The 17,465-nt window shown below is 63.5% G+C and carries 21 protein-coding genes; 8 read left to right on the forward strand and 13 right to left on the reverse strand.

Features of this window, described 5'->3' with window-relative positions:
- Nucleotides 1-96 precede the first annotated feature (96 nt).
- Nucleotides 97-1,005: an MBL fold metallo-hydrolase gene (locus BA190_RS06850; RefSeq protein ID WP_068284563.1), complete on the forward strand. Its 909-nt coding sequence runs from the start codon at nt 97-99 to the stop codon at nt 1,003-1,005.
- On the opposite strand, the gene BA190_RS06855 is transcribed toward BA190_RS06850, so the two are convergent.
- A complete protein-coding gene (locus BA190_RS06855; RefSeq protein ID WP_068284564.1) occupies nt 990-1,862 on the reverse strand; it encodes a DUF1499 domain-containing protein in 873 nt (290 codons plus the stop codon). The genes BA190_RS06850 and BA190_RS06855 overlap by 16 nt on opposite strands.
- Nucleotides 1,862-2,575, reverse strand: a complete 714-nt coding sequence (locus BA190_RS06860; RefSeq protein ID WP_068284566.1) for an HAD family hydrolase — start codon at nt 2,573-2,575, stop codon at nt 1,862-1,864. The genes BA190_RS06855 and BA190_RS06860 overlap by 1 nt, the downstream gene beginning before the upstream one ends.
- 283 nt (nt 2,576-2,858) lie before the next feature.
- Here BA190_RS06860 and BA190_RS06865 point away from each other — a divergent pair, with 283 nt between their 5' ends.
- Nucleotides 2,859-3,791 carry a DnaJ C-terminal domain-containing protein gene (locus tag BA190_RS06865; protein WP_068284567.1) on the forward strand — a complete coding sequence of 311 codons (933 nt, stop codon included), beginning with the start codon at nt 2,859-2,861 and terminating at the stop codon, nt 3,789-3,791.
- Between the two features lie 68 nt (nt 3,792-3,859).
- On the opposite strand, the gene aroC is transcribed toward BA190_RS06865, so the two are convergent.
- Nucleotides 3,860-4,975 (reverse strand): chorismate synthase, encoded by a 1,116-nt coding sequence (gene aroC / locus BA190_RS06870; RefSeq protein ID WP_068284570.1) that lies wholly within the window; start codon nt 4,973-4,975, stop codon nt 3,860-3,862.
- 210 nt (nt 4,976-5,185) lie between these two features.
- On the opposite strand from aroC, the gene BA190_RS06875 reads away from it, so the two are divergent.
- Nucleotides 5,186-5,563: a PsiF family protein gene (locus BA190_RS06875; protein ID WP_245314601.1), complete on the forward strand. Its 378-nt coding sequence runs from the start codon at nt 5,186-5,188 to the stop codon at nt 5,561-5,563.
- 169 nt (nt 5,564-5,732) lie between these two features.
- Here the strand turns inward: BA190_RS06875 and BA190_RS06880 are convergent, their stop codons facing one another.
- From BA190_RS06880 to pdxH, 4 genes are all read right to left on the reverse strand, one after another.
- Nucleotides 5,733-6,314: a histidine phosphatase family protein gene (locus BA190_RS06880; RefSeq protein WP_245314602.1), complete on the reverse strand. Its 582-nt coding sequence runs from the start codon at nt 6,312-6,314 to the stop codon at nt 5,733-5,735.
- Nucleotides 6,315-6,468: 154 nt separating this feature from the next.
- On the reverse strand, nt 6,469-7,287 hold the full coding sequence (gene fabI / locus BA190_RS06885) for an enoyl-ACP reductase FabI (RefSeq protein ID WP_068284574.1): 819 nt from the start codon (nt 7,285-7,287) through the stop codon (nt 6,469-6,471).
- A 148-nt stretch (nt 7,288-7,435) separates the two neighbouring features.
- Nucleotides 7,436-8,188, reverse strand: coding sequence for an SDR family NAD(P)-dependent oxidoreductase (locus BA190_RS06890; protein ID WP_068284578.1), 753 nt, complete (start codon nt 8,186-8,188; stop codon nt 7,436-7,438).
- A 127-nt stretch (nt 8,189-8,315) separates the two neighbouring features.
- Nucleotides 8,316-8,966 carry a pyridoxamine 5'-phosphate oxidase gene (gene pdxH / locus BA190_RS06895; protein ID WP_082979528.1) on the reverse strand — a complete coding sequence of 217 codons (651 nt, stop codon included), beginning with the start codon at nt 8,964-8,966 and terminating at the stop codon, nt 8,316-8,318.
- A 15-nt stretch (nt 8,967-8,981) separates the two neighbouring features.
- Between pdxH and BA190_RS06900 the strand changes: the two genes are divergently transcribed.
- From BA190_RS06900 to BA190_RS06910, 3 genes are all read left to right on the forward strand, one after another.
- Complete coding sequence (locus BA190_RS06900) at nt 8,982-9,482, forward strand: RT0821/Lpp0805 family surface protein (protein WP_068284580.1); 501 nt, start codon at nt 8,982-8,984, stop codon at nt 9,480-9,482.
- A 203-nt stretch (nt 9,483-9,685) separates the two neighbouring features.
- Complete coding sequence (locus BA190_RS06905) at nt 9,686-9,904, forward strand: hypothetical protein (RefSeq protein WP_068284582.1); 219 nt, start codon at nt 9,686-9,688, stop codon at nt 9,902-9,904.
- A 316-nt stretch (nt 9,905-10,220) separates the two neighbouring features.
- Complete coding sequence (locus BA190_RS06910) at nt 10,221-10,409, forward strand: hypothetical protein (protein ID WP_068284584.1); 189 nt, start codon at nt 10,221-10,223, stop codon at nt 10,407-10,409.
- A 118-nt stretch (nt 10,410-10,527) separates the two neighbouring features.
- Here the strand turns inward: BA190_RS06910 and BA190_RS06915 are convergent, their stop codons facing one another.
- The 4 genes from BA190_RS06915 to BA190_RS06930 form a co-directional block, all read right to left on the reverse strand.
- The gene (locus BA190_RS06915) at nt 10,528-11,232 is read right to left on the reverse strand and encodes a PA1136 family autoinducer-binding transcriptional regulator (protein ID WP_068284586.1); all 705 of its coding nucleotides are present in this window, start codon (nt 11,230-11,232) and stop codon (nt 10,528-10,530) included.
- Between the two features lie 38 nt (nt 11,233-11,270).
- Nucleotides 11,271-12,146, reverse strand: a complete 876-nt coding sequence (gene hchA, locus BA190_RS06920; RefSeq protein ID WP_202908433.1) for a glyoxalase III HchA — start codon at nt 12,144-12,146, stop codon at nt 11,271-11,273.
- Nucleotides 12,147-12,376: 230 nt separating this feature from the next.
- A complete protein-coding gene (locus tag BA190_RS06925; protein ID WP_068284590.1) occupies nt 12,377-12,964 on the reverse strand; it encodes a L,D-transpeptidase in 588 nt (195 codons plus the stop codon).
- A 599-nt stretch (nt 12,965-13,563) separates the two neighbouring features.
- Nucleotides 13,564-13,866: a hypothetical protein gene (locus BA190_RS06930; RefSeq protein WP_068284592.1), complete on the reverse strand. Its 303-nt coding sequence runs from the start codon at nt 13,864-13,866 to the stop codon at nt 13,564-13,566.
- 362 nt (nt 13,867-14,228) lie between these two features.
- Here BA190_RS06930 and BA190_RS06935 point away from each other — a divergent pair, with 362 nt between their 5' ends.
- Nucleotides 14,229-15,926: a VWA domain-containing protein gene (locus tag BA190_RS06935; RefSeq protein WP_068284594.1), complete on the forward strand. Its 1,698-nt coding sequence runs from the start codon at nt 14,229-14,231 to the stop codon at nt 15,924-15,926.
- A 95-nt stretch (nt 15,927-16,021) separates the two neighbouring features.
- Here BA190_RS06935 and BA190_RS06940 read toward each other — a convergent pair whose 3' ends face one another.
- Both BA190_RS06940 and BA190_RS06945 read right to left on the reverse strand, forming a co-directional pair.
- Nucleotides 16,022-16,291 (reverse strand): hypothetical protein, encoded by a 270-nt coding sequence (locus BA190_RS06940; protein WP_068284595.1) that lies wholly within the window; start codon nt 16,289-16,291, stop codon nt 16,022-16,024.
- Nucleotides 16,292-16,480: 189 nt separating this feature from the next.
- On the reverse strand, nt 16,481-16,816 hold the full coding sequence (locus tag BA190_RS06945) for a GIY-YIG nuclease family protein (protein WP_068284596.1): 336 nt from the start codon (nt 16,814-16,816) through the stop codon (nt 16,481-16,483).
- Between the two features lie 204 nt (nt 16,817-17,020).
- Between BA190_RS06945 and BA190_RS06950 the strand changes: the two genes are divergently transcribed.
- On the forward strand, nt 17,021-17,446 hold the full coding sequence (locus tag BA190_RS06950) for a DUF1330 domain-containing protein (protein WP_068284598.1): 426 nt from the start codon (nt 17,021-17,023) through the stop codon (nt 17,444-17,446).
- The last annotated feature ends 19 nt before the right edge of the window (nt 17,447-17,465 follow it).

Here is a 17,465-nt window from a genome sequence, read left to right on the forward strand (position 1 = left end):
CATCCAAAGGACGTTTGTACGCAAGAGGCGATATCGGCTGCTGGATCGATAGGCCTTTGCCGCACCGGACAAATTTCACCGATACTGGAAATCCCCATGGGCGAAGACATACCTTACAACCGCGAGGCGCCATCCCCGGGCGTCCTCGAGGAATTGTCTCCGGGTGTCCGCCGCATCCTGGCTTCCAATGGTGGTGCCTTCACCTTTACCGGTACCTGTTCCTATATCGTCGGACGCGGCAAGGTTGCCATCATCGACCCCGGACCGGACGATCCTGGCCACGCCGCTGCCATGCTCGCGGCCGTACGCGGCGAGGAAGTGGTGGCGATTGCCGTCACCCACACCCACCGGGACCATTCACCGGGTGTGCCGGCGCTGGTATCGGCCACCGGGGCGCCCACCTACGGCGCCGGCCCGCATCGCAGCGCCCGCCCCTTGCACGACGGCGAGATCAATCTGCTCGATGCCGCCGGCGACCTTGCCTTCCGGCCCGACGTGGTCCTGGCAGAGGGCGATCGTTTCGGTCCGCCGGACTGGCCGTTGACGGCGCTGGCGACGCCCGGCCACTGCGCCAACCACCTCGCCTTTTCGCTGGAGGCGGACAAGGTGCTGTTGTCGGGCGACCATGTCATGGCCTGGTCCACCAGCATCGTCGCCCCACCCGACGGCTCGATGGGGGACTACATGGCTTCGCTGGAGAAGCTCCTCGGCAGGCCGGAGGCCCGCTATTTCCCCGGTCATGGCGGGCCGGTCGAACAGCCCCAGCGCTTCGTGCGCGCGATGATCCAGCACCGCCGCATGCGCGAGGCGTCGATCCTTCAGGCGCTCGGCGAAGGCCCCGCGCCGATCACACCCTTGACCGCCAGGGTTTACGCGGGACTTCCCGCCGGCTTGCAGGGAGCCGCGGCCCTCAATCTGTTCGCCCATCTCGAAGACCTGGTCCAGCGCGGCAAGGTCGTCACCGAGGGGGATCCTTCCATGGCGGGCCGCTACTGGCTCGCCTGATCCGGCGTCAGGGCCCGATCGCGCAATTCGGCCATGAAGCTCTGCACATGCTTGGCGTTGGCCCCGAAATCATAGGAGCCGTAGCGAGCAGCCGAGCGCATGTCGATGCGCGTCTTGCCGCCCTCGCTCCGGACGCGGAGTGCGATGTCGTCGACAGTACCCAGAATGGTGGATGAGGCGACCGCCTCGATGCGATCGCCGAAGCGCCTTTGCGCAGCGGGCGAGCCGCCCATCGCGTCGGGGTCCACGGGATCGCCATCGCCGCGGATGCTGTCGGGCAGGCGGATACGCGCGGCCATCTCGCCAAAGCGCAGATCGCCCACAACCTGCCAGCGCCTTTCCCGCATCAGGCGGAGGGCAATCTTGCGGATATCGTCCGGCGGCACGTCGAGGAGAATCGACTGGATCTGCGGCAAGGCCTCGCGCTGATAGCCCGCCAGCCCCGCTGCATAGGTGGTGGAATTGGCGTCCGCCGCGCGTGTGCGGTTGGCATGGGCCAAGGGCGGAGGATCATCGGGATCTGTGCTGACATCGACGATGTCAGGCACGCTGAGGGCAAGGCTGGTGGCGATCGCCGCGGGCCCCAGCACCAGAATGGCAAGCAGGAAGGCGCTGAAGGCCCGGCCGAAGCCTCGTTCGCCCTTGCGCCAGATCACCTGGAAGGCGATCACGGCGCAGAGCAGGGCGGCGCAGGCTGCCAGCAGCCCCGCGCACAGGGCGGCAAAACCGGCCTTGAGCGGAGCGAGATGAAAGCGCAGCAGCACCAGCGCGATCAGCACCACCTCGAAGGCGAAGACCGCCAGGCTCTGCGCGGTACGGGCCCAGCCGGTTGGCGGAGGCGCCGGACGTCGCAGCATCAGGGCGCATCCGCCAGCGACTGCAGGAGATCCGGCAGGTCCATCACACTCTCGATGACGTGATCGGCATGCGGCGCCAATTCCTCCCGCTTCGCGAAACCGCTGAGCACGGCGATGGCCGTGCCGCCGGCCGCCTTGACGGCATGAAGGTCATGGGTGGAGTCGCCGACCAGGGCGATTTCCTGGGGTGCCACGCCGAAGGCCTGGGCAAAGCCGAGCACCGGGCCCGGCTCCGGCTTGCGCCCATGCCCTGAATCATAGCCAAGCACGGCGTCGAGCCAGGGAATCAGGCCGAGCTTCTCGCAGTGGGCGCGGGCGCCCGCCTCGGAATCATTGGTGCAGATGCCCAGTAGATAGCCTCGGCTCTTCAGGGTGGACAGAAGCCAGGGCGGATCACCGATGGGCGTGACATGTTTCAGGCCCTCCTCGATGAAGATGCGGTCCATCTGTTCGAAGAAGGCGGTATCGGCAACCTCCCCGAGCACTTCGGCCCAGGCGACGCCGTAATCGGCCGAAGATTCGGCCACCAGCACCGAATGCGGCAGGATGCGGTGGCTCGCCAGGTCATAGTCGTTGATCTCGACCAGCCGAGCCATCTTCTCGGGGTCGCCACCGCTCAGGCGCTGCATCGCGGCATAGGCGGCAGCGCTCCAGGTGAGGTGAAAGTCGACCAGGGTCCCGTCCTTGTCGAAGAGTATGGCGCGTATCGGCATGGCGAATCCCAGTCTACAGCCCTTTCTCGCCCTCCATAAGGAATTTGGCAGGCGCGGCATACCGAATTCGCGCGGAAACAGGAGGCTGGAACAAGAGATCGTCCATTGAGCGTCAAACCCAGCACCCGAACCGGCACGTTGGTGGAAATCGCCGCCTTCCCGAGATTTCGCGGCGCGAGCATATTGCGGAATCTCATGCTAAATCCCATCTCTTGGGCGCATGTGGGCCTTGTGCCACGGTGGCGGGCTGCCCATCAGGGGGCCGGCGGGAGAGATTTTGAATATGCGTGACCCCTATAGCGTCCTTGGCGTTTCCAAGACGGCAAGCTTGGCTGAGATCAAGAAGGCCTTCCGGAAGCTCGCCAAGCAGTACCACCCCGATCAGAACAAGGATGCCAAAGCCGCGGCGAAGTTCGCCGAGGTCAACAGCGCCTATGAAATCGTCGGCGACGAGAAGAAGCGGGGCCAGTTCGACCGCGGCGAGATCGATGCTGAGGGCAAGCCGCGCTTCCAGGGCTTCGAGGCCGCGGGCGGCCCCGGTGGCTTCGGGCGCGACACCGGCGGCTTCGAGTTCAATTTCGGTGGCGGTCGCGGCGGCAGCGGCGGCGGTGGAGGTTTCGCGGGCGGTTTCGACGATATCCTCAGCGAGATGTTCGGTGGACGTGCTCAGCGCGGCGGCGGTTCGCGCGGCTCGGCGCCCCGCGGCGAGGACATTCAGGTGACCGGTCAGATTCCCTTCACGGTCTGGGCGTTGGGCGGCAAGACACGGGTCGAGCTCGGGCCGGGCCGCATGGTGGACGCTTCCATTCCGGCCGGCATCGCTCCAGGCAAGACCATTCGCCTCAGGGGCCAGGGCGAGCCGAGCTCGTTCGGGGGCGAGCCCGGCGATGCGCTGATCACGGTGGCCGTGGCACCGCATGAGACGTTTCGTGCCGAAGGCAAGAATGTTCGCGTCGACGTCAACGTGACCCTCTACGAGGCCGCTCTCGGCGCCAAGGTGCGCGTGCCGACGCTCGACGGTTCGGTCGATCTCACCTTGCCCGCCGGCACGACCGGGCTGCGCTCCTTCCGCCTCAAGGGCAAGGGCGTGCAGGCCAAGGATGGGGCCGGCGACCTCATAGTCCAGCCCCGGATCATCATGCCGGGCAAGATCGATCCCGAACTCGAGGCGGCCCTCGTAAAGCTGCGCGACAAGGGCTACGACATCGGGCGTTGAATCGGGGGCGGGTCTTCAGACCCGCCATCAGGCGGTGCATGTCGGCGGGCCTGAAGACCCACACCCCGTTATTTCTCGAATGGCCAGGCCACCGGCGTGCCGACCTGCCCGCGATGGCGCAGAAGATGGTCGGCCAGCACGCAGGCCATCATCGCCTCTCCCACCGGCACGGCGCGGATGCCGACGCAGGGGTCATGGCGTCCCTTGGTGACGATATCGGTGTCGCGGCCGTAGCGGTCGACCGTACGGCGCTCCTGCAGGATGGAGGAGGTCGGCTTCACCGCAAAGCGCACCACCACCGGCTGGCCGGTGGAGATGCCGCCGAGAATGCCGCCGGCATGATTGGAGAGGAACAGCGGCCTTCCGTCATTGCCCATGCGCATCTCGTCGGCATTTGCCTCGCCTCCGAGCTCGGCAGCGGCAAAGCCATCCCCGATCTCCACGCCCTTGACCGCATTGATGCTCATCATCGCCGCCGCAAGATCCGAATCGAGCTTGCCATAGATCGGAGCACCGAGGCCTGGCTGCACTCCTTCGGCCACCACCTCGATCACCGCACCGATCGAAGAGCCGGCCTTGCGTATGCCGTCGAGATATTCCTCGAAGAAGGCGGCCGCGACCGGGTCCGGGCAGAAGAACGGATTGGCGTCCACCGCCTCCCAATCCCAGCGGCTGCGATCGATCTTGTGCGGCCCCATCTGCACGAGCGCGCCGCGGACGGTCACGCCGGACAGGACCTGCCGGGCCACCGCCCCGGCCGCTACGCGGGCTGCCGTCTCGCGAGCCGAGGATCGTCCGCCGCCACGATAGTCGCGAATGCCGTATTTGACGTCATAGGCATAGTCGGCGTGGCCGGGGCGATACTTGTCCTTGATCTCCCCGTAATCCTTCGAACGCTGATCGACATTCTCGATCATCAGATGGATCGGCGTCCCCGTGGTCAGCAACTGCCCGCTCGCCTCGTCCGCCATCACGCCGGAGAGGATGCGTACGGCATCGGGTTCGCGACGCTGCGTGGTGAAGCGGCTCTGGCCCGGCTTGCGGCGGTCGAGGAAGCCCTGGATCATCGCCTCGCTGATCGGCAGACGCGGCGGGCAGCCATCGATCACGCAGCCCAGCGCCACGCCGTGGCTCTCGCCATAGGTGGTAACGCGGAAGAGATGGCCGAAGCTGTTAAAGGACATGGGAACTCGCAGGGAACAAGTGATGGCCGCCTTCTACAGCATTCGCGCCAAAACTCAATTTCGGCCGTGCCCCGATAGGGTCGAAGGTCTCCTGCAAACGCATCCGGAGCCATGCAAGGCGATCAGAATAAGCAAGGCATAACCTGACATCGAAATAGGATTCGATCAGACACCGCCGCTGAATTCTCAAACGAAGGTCAAAATTCGGCCATGTCATGGTTCCATGCCTGGAGCGGGCTGGGTATCGAAATCGTTACCGAAATCGAATATACTGGAGGAAATACCATGAACGTCCGCCATTTTGGTCTGCTTCCGGCAATTGCATTGGCACTTTCCTTGGGTGTGGGCGCAGCTTCTGCACAGACGACGCCTGAGACCACGCCACCTGCGACGGCCGCGCCAACCGAACAGATGGCGCCGAGTGCCACGCCTACGACCCCGAAGGCCAAGAAACCGGCAGTCGATGCCAGCAAGAAGGCGGCCATTTCCAAGGCCTGCTCCGACGCCGCCGACAAGCAGGGGCTGAAGGGCAAGCCCCGCAAGAAGTTCCGCGAAAGCTGCAAGCGCAAGGGTGGCCCGGTTACCTGAGCGACCAGCCTGGCGACGGGAGCCGCCGCGCTTCGACGGCTCTTCCTGGGAGCGCGGACGTCCTCGTCCGCTCTTGGAGACAGGATATTCGCAGGAAAACAAGAGCGGACGAGGACGTCCGCGCTCCCAGGAATGCCCTCATAGGTCGGTCTTTCTTGCGGCCTGGTATTTAGACCCATTCGGCCGATTTGTTGCGGAAGACCAGCAGCTTGCCCTGCCAGATCGGCTCCTCGGCGGCTTGAGCGCTGGCTTTACCGGCCAGCAGCACCATCAATACGCGGGCGACGCCGCCATGGCTGACAACCACCTGATCCTGCGTCACCGTCTTGAGCCAGAGCGCGATACGGTCGTGCAGCATGGCATAGCTTTCGCCGCGCGGCGGGACATAGGCCCATTTGTCGGCCGTGCGCGCTTTCACCATGTTGCGGTCCACCGAACGCAATTCTGCCCAGGTGCGGCCTTCCCAATCGCCGAAGGTCAGTTCCTTGAGGCGGTCATCGGTGGTGTAGCGCTGCGGCGGTAGGCCAATCGCCTTGCGCGCCAGTTCCGCCGTCTCGCGCGTGCGCCCAAGCGGGCTGACCAGCCAGGGCAGGCTATCCGGCTCAGGCAGGACCCCCGCAAGCCTTTGGCCTGCCTCGGCAGCCTGCTTGCGCCCCGCTTCATTGAGGGGGATGTCCTGCTGGCCTTGCAGGCGCGCTTCGGCGTTCCAATCGGTCTCGCCGTGGCGCATGAAGTAAAGTGTGGGCGCCACGGGCTTACTCCTGCTTTGGACGTATGAACCAGACGGGAGGCCGTCCTGCCTCCCTAAACGGGCATGACGCCAGCCGGCGAACGCCCGTTTCGTTTTCGTGCTGCCGGCCCCTCATGAGCTGCTGAACCGGTGCTCCAAAGCCTGCGCTTGCCGCTCAGTCCTTGCCGGCGAGCGTGATGTCGGGCGAGGTCGGGTTCTTCATGCCGACCACATGGTAGCCGGCATCGACATGGTGCACTTCGCCGGTAACGCCGCGCGACATGTCGGAGAGCAGATAGGCCCCCGCTTCGCCCACCTCCTCGATGGTGACTGTGCGGCGCAGCGGCGCGTTATATTCGTTCCACTTGAGGATGTAGCGGAAATCGCCGATGCCGGAAGCGGCCAGGGTCTTGATCGGACCAGCGGAGATGGCGTTCACCCGAATCGCCTTCTCACCGAGATCGGCAGCCAGATAGCGCACGCTCGCCTCGAGCGCGGCCTTGGCCACGCCCATGACGTTGTAGTGCGGCATCCACTTCTCGGCGCCGTAATAGGTCAGCGTCAGGATCGAGCCGCCATCCGTCATCAGCTTCTCGGCGCGCTGGGCGACCGAGGTGAGCGAATAGCAGGAGATCAGCATCGTCTTGGTGAAGTTCTCTTCGGTCGTCTCGAGATAACGGCCGTCGAGCTGATCCTTGTCCGAAAAGGCGATCGCGTGGACGATGAAGTCGAGCTTGCCCCACTTGGCGGCAACTTCGGCGAACACCGCATCGATGCTGGCGCCGTCGGTGACGTCGCAATGGCCGACGACAAGGGCATCGAGTTCGGCAGCCAGGGGCTCGACGCGCTTCTTGAGGGCATCCCCCTGATAGGTGAAGGCGAGCTCGGCGCCATGCTGCCTGCACGCCTTGGCGATACCCCAGGCGATCGATCGATTATTCGCCACACCCATGATGAGGCCGCGCTTGCCGGCCATCAATCCACTTGCTGTCATTCCGCAACTGCCTATTCGAAAGGAACGGCATGAATAACGGAAGGCTGCGCAGGGGGGAAGGGGCGATAGACCTATTTGTTGAGGAATAGACCGTCCCCGTCATGCCGGGAGCATGGTCGGGAACCTTGTCGCCCCCGGAATACCGCCGTCAGACGTGCTGGCCGCCATTGATGGCGATCTCTGCCCCGTTCACATAGGAACTCTGATCCGTGCACAGAAAGTAGATGGTCTTGGCCACTTCGTCGGGTGTGCCGAGGCGGCGCATCGGGATTTGCGCGACGATCTTCTCGGTGCCGGGCGACAGGATCGAGGTATCGATCTCACCGGGCGCGATCGCATTGACCCGGATGCCGCGCGGTGCGAAGTCCGAGGCCATTTCGCGGGTCAGCGCCGCCAGGGCAGCCTTCGAGGTCGCGTAGGCGGCCCCCGCGAAGGGATGGACACGTGCCCCGGCGATCGAGGTGACGTTCACCACCGAGCCCTTGACCTGCTCCAGTTCCTGGATCAGCCCGCGCGCCAGCATGATCGGCGCGAAGAAATTGACCTGGAACACCCATTGCCAATCCGAAAGCCCGGTCTCGATGCTGCTCAGCCGCGTGCCGCTCTTGCCCTTGGGCGAAATCGCCGCGTTGTTGACCAGCGCGTGCAGGCCGCTGCCGTCGAGACGGCGCTTGATCTCCTGGATCGCCTCCTCGGTATTGGCCGGATCGGCCAGGTCGACCTGGATGTGATCCTCGGGGCCCGCCTCCCACGGGCACTCCTCGGGGAAGGCATGACGGGAGCAGGTGATGACCCGCCAGCCTGCCGCTGAAAAGCGCTTGACGGTCGCATGCCCGATCCCCCGGGAGGCGCCGGTGAGGATCATCGCGCGCTGCGGATGCTGGGCGGAACTGCTTGTCATTGATGTAACCGATCGAAAAAGGGGGCGGCTCCCAAGAGCCATGCCAGAAGACATAGATATCACGACGCCCAAATGAAATAGGGCGGCGGCTCGCGGCAAAGGGCACGCCGAATTGCCGCGCGCTGGCTCAGGGATAAAGCTGCTCGCGGCGCCAGCCGCCCTGGCTCTCGGCACGCCTGAAAACCAGGCGGTCATGCAGCCGGAACGGCCTGTCGTGCCAGAACTCGATCTGTACCGGCAGGATGCGGAAACCGGTCCAGTGGGGCGGGCGCGGGATCTCGCCGATGGCGAATTTGGCCGTGTAGGTCGCTACTGCCTTTTCGAGGGCGAAACGCCCCTCGAGCGGCCGCGACTGCTGCGAGGCCCAGGCGCCGATTCGGCTCCCGCGCGGGCGCGTGGCGAAATAGGCGTTGGCCTCGGCATCGGTGACACGCTCCACCGGCCCGCGCACCCTCACCTGCCGGCGCAGGCTCTTCCAGTGAAACAGCAGGGCGGCCTTGGGCGTGCCGGCCAGTTCCTGGCCCTTGGCACTCTGGGTGTTGGTGTAGAACACGAACCCCTTGTCATCGAGGCCCTTGAGCAACACCATGCGCACATCCGGCAGCCCTTCGGGATCCACCGTGGCGAGCGCCATGGCGTTGGGGTCGTTGGGTTCGGATTTCTCCGCCTCCGCGAGCCATTGCGCGAACAACAAAAACGGTTCGGACGCGTCGAGGAAGCCAGCCGAGTCACCCGGCGTTAACTCGCCCGTGCCAAGATTACCTAACGTCATGGTCATTGGGGTGGCTCCACTGTGTTCAGCCTGTTCGTCTTCAAGGGCGGTTATAACGCGTACCGTGTCCGCGGCCCACTGTCAGTGCTGTTCGCCAGTGTCATTTTGACAGGCTGCGCCATTTCGACGCCTCTCGGCCCGATCTTCGGTTCGGCCGAGGATCAGACCACGACCGGTTCGATTCCCGTCCAGGACATCCGCCTCAATGCCAGCATGACCGACGCCGACTGGCAGCAGGCCAAGGCCGCGCTGCAGGCCGCCATGGACCCTCAGAATCCGGGCGCCTCGATTCAATGGTCGAACATGACGACCGGCGCCCACGGCTCGGTGACGCCAGTGGCCGAGACCTATGTCGAGAACAAGCTCACCTGCCGCAGCTTCGTGGCGGCGCAGTCGGACCAGGCCGGCGGGGCCATCCGAGGAACGAACCCGGCGCAATGGTATCAGGGCAAGGGTTGCCGCAAGAGCGGTACGGCCTGGTCGATCGTCAGCGTGCAGCCCTGGGCCTTGCCGAGGGCATGAATTGCCGGTGCCGGCGGCCCGGTTAATCGAACATTCAGGTAGCCGGGCCTATACTGTCCACCATGCCGTGCGAAGTATCACGGAGCCTTCACGTTAACCATGATAGCTTCGCCGCCAAATATTCACAGTCCGGCCCTCACCTCGCTTCAAAGCACCTCCAGGGTGAATGTAAGTAGAGCGTGTCGTTGCGTATGGAGTTAATTATGACGACCTCCCCTCTTTCCGCCGCCCGACCGGGCGAAGGGCTCGCGCCCCAGCAAGGCTCGCCGCGCGAGCAGCTGCAGCATCTCTATCGCGCCATCGGCATTTCGGCCGTCGCCGCAGCCGCGGCACAGGTGGCCCGTGTCGTGGCCAAGCCTGAAAAGCCCAAGCATGAAATGCCGGCCTGCCTGCGCGACGAAGACGACGATCTCGCCGCCTGAACGGAAGCATCCTGCTTTTGTCGATATGCGACGCGGCTGCAACGACATGCGCGCGGCATATCGGTAACATTGAACTTATGAATGCATCACAGCCGCGCTGCAGAGCGCGGCTTTCTTTATGGCCTTGTGGCCCATTTACTTGTGACGTTCTTGCAACATGCTGCAGCAAAATAACGACAATGTCGCAATTGAGCTAATCATGTCGCCGTTCCGTCATAATTCCCACGCCTTCGCTGTCAATTATGGGGTAAGTTGTTGTCGTAACTGCGTAAATCCGTGCACGTACTTGTCGTGTATCTTGGTTGAGGACCAGATTATGGACATCGAGGGATCGCGTCTCCAGCAGCCCGCGCAACAGAAGCGGGAAAAGCTCGAGGATCGTTATGGCAAGATTGCCATCCCGGCTCTGGCCGCCGCCGTGGGTGCGGCGCGCAAGGAAAAGGACCAGCGCCAGATGAGCGCGGAGGCGGCCTATACTCGCCTTCAGCAGATGGCCCAGTCGTAAGACTTGGCAATATTGCAGGCCGGTACGTCAGGCCGGCGGCTCCCACGCTCTGGGGTTGTCCCCCGTGGCGCTTGGCAGGATGTGCGAAAGCAAAGCGCTTTTTTCAGAAGCGACTCGCTTAATCGTTGATTTCGCCCTGTCGAATCGCCGTCCTGACCGCCTGCGCCGTCGTCGCCGCTCCCAGGCGAAGGCGCGCCCGGCGTAGATGATTTTCAACCGTCCGCTCCGACAGACCGAGTGTCGCGGCAATGTCCGCCTGTCGCCGGCCTGCTGCCGTCCAGCGCAGGACTTCGCGCTCCCGCGGCGTGAGGTTGGCAGCCGTGTCGCCGCCACCGCCCTCGATAAGGCGCCGCGCCGAACGGAAGGCCGCGATGCCGATGATCGTCAGGGCAATGCGGGCCCGCGCAGAGCTGTCGATCCGCTCACCGCCATAGGTCACGGCGCCTTCGAGACCGGCGGGGCCGAAGACAGGAATCTGCAGCCCATGCACGCCCGCTCCCCTGGGCATGCGGACCACGCGGTATTTCTCGCCGCGGCTCGAAACCGTCTTGGTCCAGAAGAAGGCCTCGTCGGTGGACAGGATATGGCGCGTCACCGGGCAGCGCTGGACATAGGTCTTCGCATCCACAAACGTCCCGTCGCCAAACCAATCCCCCTCCGCCCAGTAGATCTTCTCGACCAGGTCGTCTCGCACCGGGGACGCGGAAAACAGTACGAAACGATCATATCCGAACGGCAAAGCGATAGCGCGGACACGTTGCTGGATCGATGCAAGGTCTTCGCTTCTCTCGATGGCGAAGACCGTTCCATAGAACTGATCCATGTCTTCATCCGTCTCTTCATGCGCCGCCGTCGGGGCGACTATAGCGCGGCTGCCTCTGTGATCAGAGCGCGGGCTGCCGCCTTGCCGAGATTGTTCGATGCGAAAGGGCTGTCGCCGGTAATGAGTTTACGATCCTGGTGCGTCCGGCCCGTGATGTCGTCATTCAGGATTTCCACGCCGGCTTCCCGCAGCCTCTCGCCGATGAACCAGGGCATAGCTCCCGGCATATAGCCGATATCCGGCGTCTTCGCGTCGATCGAATCGGGGAACGCGCAAATCTTGTAGCCCTTGAAGGGAGAGTCTCCCTCGGCTTCGCCGATCGAAGCGGCCAGCAAGGCTGCAGGGCCATGACAGAGCGAGATGACATATTTGTCCCTGCGCAACGCCCATTCGAGCACCGCCTTGACGTCGCGGCTTTGCGGCAGGCCGATCAAGGCGCCATGTCCTCCGGGGATGAAGACGCCGATGTAGTCGGAGTCGTCTCCGAGCCGGCCCTCGATGACGTCGGACAGCTTCAGTGGCTGCTTCAGCCTGTCGAGATATTTGCGATAGATGCCCTGGACCGCATCGTCCTCCTTCGGAAAGGCCCAGAGCTCCAGCTTGACCGGGTTTCCCGACAGGGTGGCGATCTCGATTTCGAAACCGGCCTTGTCCATGTGGTACATCGGCAGCAGCATCTCGACGGGGTGGTTGCCGGTCGAGAACATCGTGCCGTTGCGCATGAGGAGATAGCGCTCGTCCGCCGCGATCATCAGGATTTTCCAGCACCCCCCACGATAGGCGTCGGGGTAGTGCGCATCCCCCAGGTCGGATTTGGCGGACGTGAACTGGCTCAGTGAATAGGGCGATGGAAAGAAGGCATTCTCCTCGGCACGGTCTGGGGTAGGACGCCTGTCTTCCGAGCGGTCGGTCATGATGGTCTCTCCGGAGCTGATATGAGCCGTTCACCGAAGATAGTCTCTATACTGCGCGCCTCGGATGAGGGATTTCCCTCAATCCGCCCAGAAAGATTGCCCTTCACTCGGCAACCGCGCAGGGCACCGGTCGGGCAAACAAAAAGCCCCGGAAAAATCCGAGGCTTCATGTCTAGCGCGAATGCTGGGCAGGGACCCCGGACGCGCCGAGATGCCAGAAACCGCAATTCTCAGCGCACGATCACCTTCGTGCCGGCGGGAACGCGATTGTAGAGATCGATCACGTCGATGTTGCGCATGCGGATGCAGCCGGACGACACGCTGCGGCCGATCTTCTCGGGTTCGTTGGTGCCATGGATGCGATAGAGCGTATCCTTGCCGCCCTGGAAGAGGTAGAGCGCGCGGGCGCCCAGAGGATTGGTCCAGCCGCCCTCGGTCCGCTTGACATGCGGCCAACGCGCAATCATCTCGGCCGGCGGATTCCAGGTCGGCCATTCCGCCTTGTGGTCGATGACGGCCTCGCCCGTCCAGCCGAAAGCCTCGCTGCCGAGAGCCACGCCGTAGCGCATCGCCTTGCCGTCGGGCAGCGTATAATAGAGCAGATGCTGCTTGGTCTCGACCACCACCACGCCGGCCGGCTCGCCGGTGGGATTGTCGACCATGTAGCGGGCAAACATCTTGTCCACATCGCCGGTGGGAATCATCGCCATGAACTGCGCGTCCCGCTCCGAGAGCACGGGATCGGCCGTCTTGGTATATTGGCAGGCGCCCAGACTCAGCGATATGGCCGCGAGCACGGCAAAATGGACCAGTTTCATAGTACCCCCGAATACGTCAGCGCGTAGCTAGTACCGACATCATTATGGTTACTGTTCGGTTAAGTCCGGCGGTACTAGGCAGACGAGAGCCGGAAACATCAACACATCAGCAGTACAAAAATGAAACAGCCAGTGGGTGTCAATGCGGTTTGATTAAAAAACAAGAAGTGTTGCCGATATCATACGCCGCTCCCGTCACCCACTCGGGAGCCGGGACCCTGGAGCGTTTTGCAACCTAGCGGAACCCCAGGAAATGACGAAGATACGCACAAACAAACAGTTTGGACAGGAGAGAGGTCGAAAAAGAACGTGCTCTATCCCGGCGAAACCGCCCCTGCCTTATTGTAACGCAGGCGAGTTAAGGGCATGCATCGTGCCTCTTTCTTGGCAAAGCCGTGCCGGCTTCCTGAAGCGACCAAGCGTAAGGTTCGTTCTCTACGGGAACCCCAAGTTGAAAGGAGCGGACAAACCTCCTGCAAGGCCTGTCCGCTCAAGGTACTGCTATGGAGAGTAGAGTTACGTCCACGGCAACCCGGTTTCCCGGCCGCTGCACCCCTGTGCCTTTCGGCACAGCCGGCTGCCGCTGCAGCGACTATTCGTCAATGAGCGGTCGACGGACGCGTCGGCGCCGAGAAGCTCAATGCGCTGTCGATTCCAGCGATAATCCCACGGGCCAAGTCGACGTGACGGCCGACGCCGGCGGAAAGGGCATCCCGCATCTGCGAGTCGAGAGGAGAATTGTCGATGGCAACACCGAGGCTAGACAGCGTCGCGCAAAGCTCGCCCAGCAGACGCTGGTGCTGGCGGATCGACAACATGTAGGCGCGATGCAGCTCGGTGATATCTGGCGCCGACATGTCGATGTCGTCGTTCCAGGCCAGGCGTGCGTTTGAGGTCAACATCGATAGTCCCCGACGATTTTGCGTGGGCTCGTGCTGATTTCCGGCCCCGCTGATACAGCAATGGTTAATTGGAAACGGCCCCTTCGCGCTGTGCGTTTTCGCACATCGCTGTGGGGCGGTATCAGCATGCCGCCTGTCCAATCAGGGAGAAGGGCATTCAAGCGGTGCGCGGGAGGGTGGCGCCGTCAAGGCCGAATGAACACCATCACCCTGCATCCCCCTATGCGAAAGCGCACAGAGGTAACGGACGGCAGCACATTCCGCAGTCATATCCGGGCATGCAACCTTCGCTTGTGTTCGAACCGGCGAACGGCGAGCATGGCCGGACGGTCGCCCGATCGGCAGATCCATTGGAGTTTTCCATGCAGAAAGGCTTTTGCTTCCTCCTTCTGGGCATTTTCGGCCTGGTGGGCGCCTTCATGCCGATGGCTGAGAGCGCGAGGGCAGGAGAAGGAGCTCGCGTCATGCTGGTGCTCGACGCTTCGGGCTCGATGTGGGGCAAGGTAGGCGCCATCACCAAGATCGAGGCGGCCCGCCAAACCGTGGGCACCATCCTGAAAGGCTGGCCTGCGGAGGATCAGCTCGGCTTGATCGTCTATGGCCACCGCCGCAAGGGCGACTGCAAGGACATCGAGATGCTCAAAACGGTCGGGCCCGTCGAGGAGCAGGCCTTCATGGCCATGGTCGGCGGCCTGTCGCCCAAGGGCCGCACGCCGATGACCGATGCCGTGCGAGCCGCCGCCGAAGCGATGAAGGGACAGGAGGGCCGGTCGACCATCATCCTGGTCTCCGATGGCGTCGAGACCTGTAACGCCGACCCCTGCGAGGTCGCCGCCGCCTTGAAGAAGGCCGATATCGACCTCGTCGTCGATACCGTCGGCTTCGACATCAAGGATCCCGAAGCCAACCGGGAACTGCGCTGCATGGCGGAGGCGACCGGCGGCGTCGCCCTGCAGGCAGAGGATGCCGGCGAACTCACCAAGGCCATCCAACAGGCGGTGCACACGGCGCAAGGCAATCCGCCGCCGGCACCGGCTCCGCAACCCAAGGCCGAGCCGAAGGCGGATCCCAAGCCTGCCTGGAACCTGACCGGCTATGCCCGGTTGGCGGCCAGCGACGACCCGCTCACCGACAATGTACAGTGGGAACTCGCCCGCCCGGCGCCGGAAGGCGCGGCGTCTGAAACCGTGATGACGAGCTACAACGCCAACATCCATGAACAGGTCGCCCCGGGCGACTACATCCTGACGCTCACGGTGGGACAGGCCAGCGTGAAGGCTCCCATCACCATCAAGGCCGGCGAGATGAACCGAGTCGACATGGCGTTGAATGCCGGCCGCCTTGGGCTGCGCGCCAAGCGGACCGCGACCGAAACGGCCCTGGAAAACGCGACCTGGACCGTCAAGGTCAAAGGCAGCAGCGACGACCTGTTCACCGCCTACGATGCCGAGACGTCCGTCATCCTGCCGGCGGGCGAATACAGCGTCACCCTCAAGCTCGGCACCTCCATTCAATCCCGCGACGTCGAGGTCGCACCGGCCGAAACGGTCCCCGTCGAGATCATTGCCGGCGTGGGCAAACTCAAAGGCAAAATTGTCTTCGTTTCCGGAGGCCCCGTTGCGAAAGATCCCCATGTGGAGATCCTCGCCGGCGCCACACCGATCGACGGTGAGTCGTTCCTGGTCGATGCCTATGACGGCGAGCCCGTTTTCGACATTGCTGCCGGTACCTATCGCGTTCATGTCCAGATCGACGGGGTGGATCGCGTCTTCCCCCTGGAGATCAAGGCCGGCGAGACGGTCACGGCTTCCTTCCCCCTCGATGCAGGCCTTGCCGCCCTCGATGCGCCGGGCGCGGACTCGGTGCGCATCACCAGTCCCGAAACCGATATCTATGGCGAGGCGAAAGAAATCACCCGGCTCTACACGCTGCCGGCGAACTACGTCCTGCCTGCCGGCAAATACAAGATCAGTGCCTGGAAGGGCGATGTCAGCGTCGTCCAGGACGTCGACATCAAGGCAGGCATACGTAATGAGGTGAAGCTGGCCCTGCCGCAATGATCGACTTCCGGGGCCGACTTCGCCCCCTTGCGGGACGAGGTCGGCCATCGGCACCGTTGGAGCCTGCAGGCGCCCTGTCCCGAACGCGACGCATGTCAGGGAAACACCAGATACCGTCTCTTGATGCCGCTGCGGGTGTCGGCCATCAGGAGATCGATGCTATCGACTTCGCCTTCGTGCCGAAGGCCGGCCACCACCGCGGTGACGGTCAAGCCCGGCCAGGCTCGCCGGACCGCCTGTCGAATCGCCTGCTCGACATCCAATTCCATGCGTGTCGGATCGGGCATGCTCCAATCCTCGAAGACGAGACCGAGTGTTCGCGCCAGCGTGATACGAAGCTGATCGTCGCTTGGAAGATCGGACATGCGAAAGGCCCCCGGTAACCGCAGTCCCCATCATGCGCTGTTCAGGCGGCAAATGAGAAGCGTCACGTCGCTTGGACTGGCCTACGGGCTCGGAAGCGCGGCCCGACCGGCTGCGTCCCTTCAGGATCGCCAGACGCCCTGGGGGCAATTATCACAGGAAGAGGCGTCTTTCTCCAGAGAGAGGCGAAATCAAGCCGGCTTCGCCGCCAGTGCTGTAATCCAGTGATCGAGCCTTTCTTTCAGGACCCGTTCACGTACGAAGGCGACCTCCTCTTCCTCGAGTTCCTCAATGATCTCGAGGCTAAAGGCCCGCTCTCCATGTTTCTTCCAGGCGGACTGCAACGCCTGATTCAGGCTGACGCCCTGGCCCAGGGTGAACCAGAGCCGGTTGCGGATTTTTGAGAGGTCCGGCGCCCGGCCGACCCAGCACTCCCCCGTCTCCGCACAGCGGACGGCATAGATGCCGGCCGTAACCTTGCGCTTCTTGTAGGCGTCGACAACCGCCTTGCGATCTTCACGTTTCATGGGCGGCCTCCTTCGGCCAAACCGGAATGACATAGCGCTTCGGCGGACAGCCTTAAACGAGATCCGTGCACTCGGCAATATTACCCGGGTATATTGACATGGAAAATTTCACCCGGATATAAAGGGAGCCGTTTCATTCAGCCGGCTCGGCAGCGTACGCTCGCCTGCCCAGGCTGGACGCTTCCCGAATGCCGAGGAAAAATCATGCCGCCTTTTCTCTCCCCCACGCAGGAGGCCGGGCGAGCCTTCGTGACTCGGGGCCTTGCCGGCCCCGTCACCATGCTCAATCTCCTGCGTTTTCGTGAAATCGCCGACTATTCGGCCTCACCGGATCTCGCCCCCGCCGCTCCGATCAGCGGCGAGGAAGCCTTCCAGCGCTATATCGTCCACACCCTGCCCTTCCTGTCCCGTAGTGGCGGCGAAGTTCAGTTTCTCGGGAGCGGCGGTGCCTTCCTGATCGGCCCCGAAACCGAACGTTGGGACCTGGTCATGCTGATCCGGCAGGCCTCGGTGCGGAGCTTCCTCGCTTTTGCCGACGACCGGGACTATCTCGCCGGGCTCGGGCACCGCACCGCCGCCCTGGCCGATTCACGCCTGTTGCCGCTGACGCAACTGCCGATTCCCGCCTGATTTTCACCCGTCGATTTCC

It is taken from the genome of Labrys sp. WJW (assembly GCF_001676615.1).
Classification (GTDB): Bacteria; Pseudomonadota; Alphaproteobacteria; order Rhizobiales; family Labraceae; genus Labrys; species Labrys sedimenti.

Bases quoted from the DNA above. Each gene is read 5' to 3' on its own strand.
- BA190_RS06850 (WP_068284563.1), top strand. From the start codon at position 97: ATGGGCGAAGACATACCTTACAACCGCGAGGCGCCATCCCCGGGCGTC.
- BA190_RS06855 (WP_068284564.1), bottom strand. From the start codon at position 1,862: ATGCTGCGACGTCCGGCGCCTCCGCCAACCGGCTGGGCCCGTACCGCG.
- BA190_RS06860 (WP_068284566.1), bottom strand. From the start codon at position 2,575: ATGCCGATACGCGCCATACTCTTCGACAAGGACGGGACCCTGGTCGAC.
- BA190_RS06865 (WP_068284567.1), top strand. From the start codon at position 2,859: ATGCGTGACCCCTATAGCGTCCTTGGCGTTTCCAAGACGGCAAGCTTG.
- aroC (WP_068284570.1), bottom strand. From the start codon at position 4,975: ATGTCCTTTAACAGCTTCGGCCATCTCTTCCGCGTTACCACCTATGGC.
- BA190_RS06875 (WP_245314601.1), top strand. From the start codon at position 5,186: ATGTCATGGTTCCATGCCTGGAGCGGGCTGGGTATCGAAATCGTTACC.
- fabI (WP_068284574.1), bottom strand. From the start codon at position 7,287: ATGACAGCAAGTGGATTGATGGCCGGCAAGCGCGGCCTCATCATGGGT.
- BA190_RS06890 (WP_068284578.1), bottom strand. From the start codon at position 8,188: ATGACAAGCAGTTCCGCCCAGCATCCGCAGCGCGCGATGATCCTCACC.
- pdxH (WP_082979528.1), bottom strand. From the start codon at position 8,966: ATGACCATGACGTTAGGTAATCTTGGCACGGGCGAGTTAACGCCGGGT.
- BA190_RS06905 (WP_068284582.1), top strand. From the start codon at position 9,686: ATGACGACCTCCCCTCTTTCCGCCGCCCGACCGGGCGAAGGGCTCGCG.
- BA190_RS06910 (WP_068284584.1), top strand. From the start codon at position 10,221: ATGGACATCGAGGGATCGCGTCTCCAGCAGCCCGCGCAACAGAAGCGG.
- BA190_RS06915 (WP_068284586.1), bottom strand. From the start codon at position 11,232: ATGGATCAGTTCTATGGAACGGTCTTCGCCATCGAGAGAAGCGAAGAC.
- hchA (WP_202908433.1), bottom strand. From the start codon at position 12,146: ATGACCGACCGCTCGGAAGACAGGCGTCCTACCCCAGACCGTGCCGAG.
- BA190_RS06925 (WP_068284590.1), bottom strand. From the start codon at position 12,964: ATGAAACTGGTCCATTTTGCCGTGCTCGCGGCCATATCGCTGAGTCTG.
- BA190_RS06930 (WP_068284592.1), bottom strand. From the start codon at position 13,866: ATGTTGACCTCAAACGCACGCCTGGCCTGGAACGACGACATCGACATG.
- BA190_RS06935 (WP_068284594.1), top strand. From the start codon at position 14,229: ATGCAGAAAGGCTTTTGCTTCCTCCTTCTGGGCATTTTCGGCCTGGTG.
- BA190_RS06940 (WP_068284595.1), bottom strand. From the start codon at position 16,291: ATGTCCGATCTTCCAAGCGACGATCAGCTTCGTATCACGCTGGCGCGA.
- BA190_RS06945 (WP_068284596.1), bottom strand. From the start codon at position 16,816: ATGAAACGTGAAGATCGCAAGGCGGTTGTCGACGCCTACAAGAAGCGC.
- BA190_RS06950 (WP_068284598.1), top strand. From the start codon at position 17,021: ATGCCGCCTTTTCTCTCCCCCACGCAGGAGGCCGGGCGAGCCTTCGTG.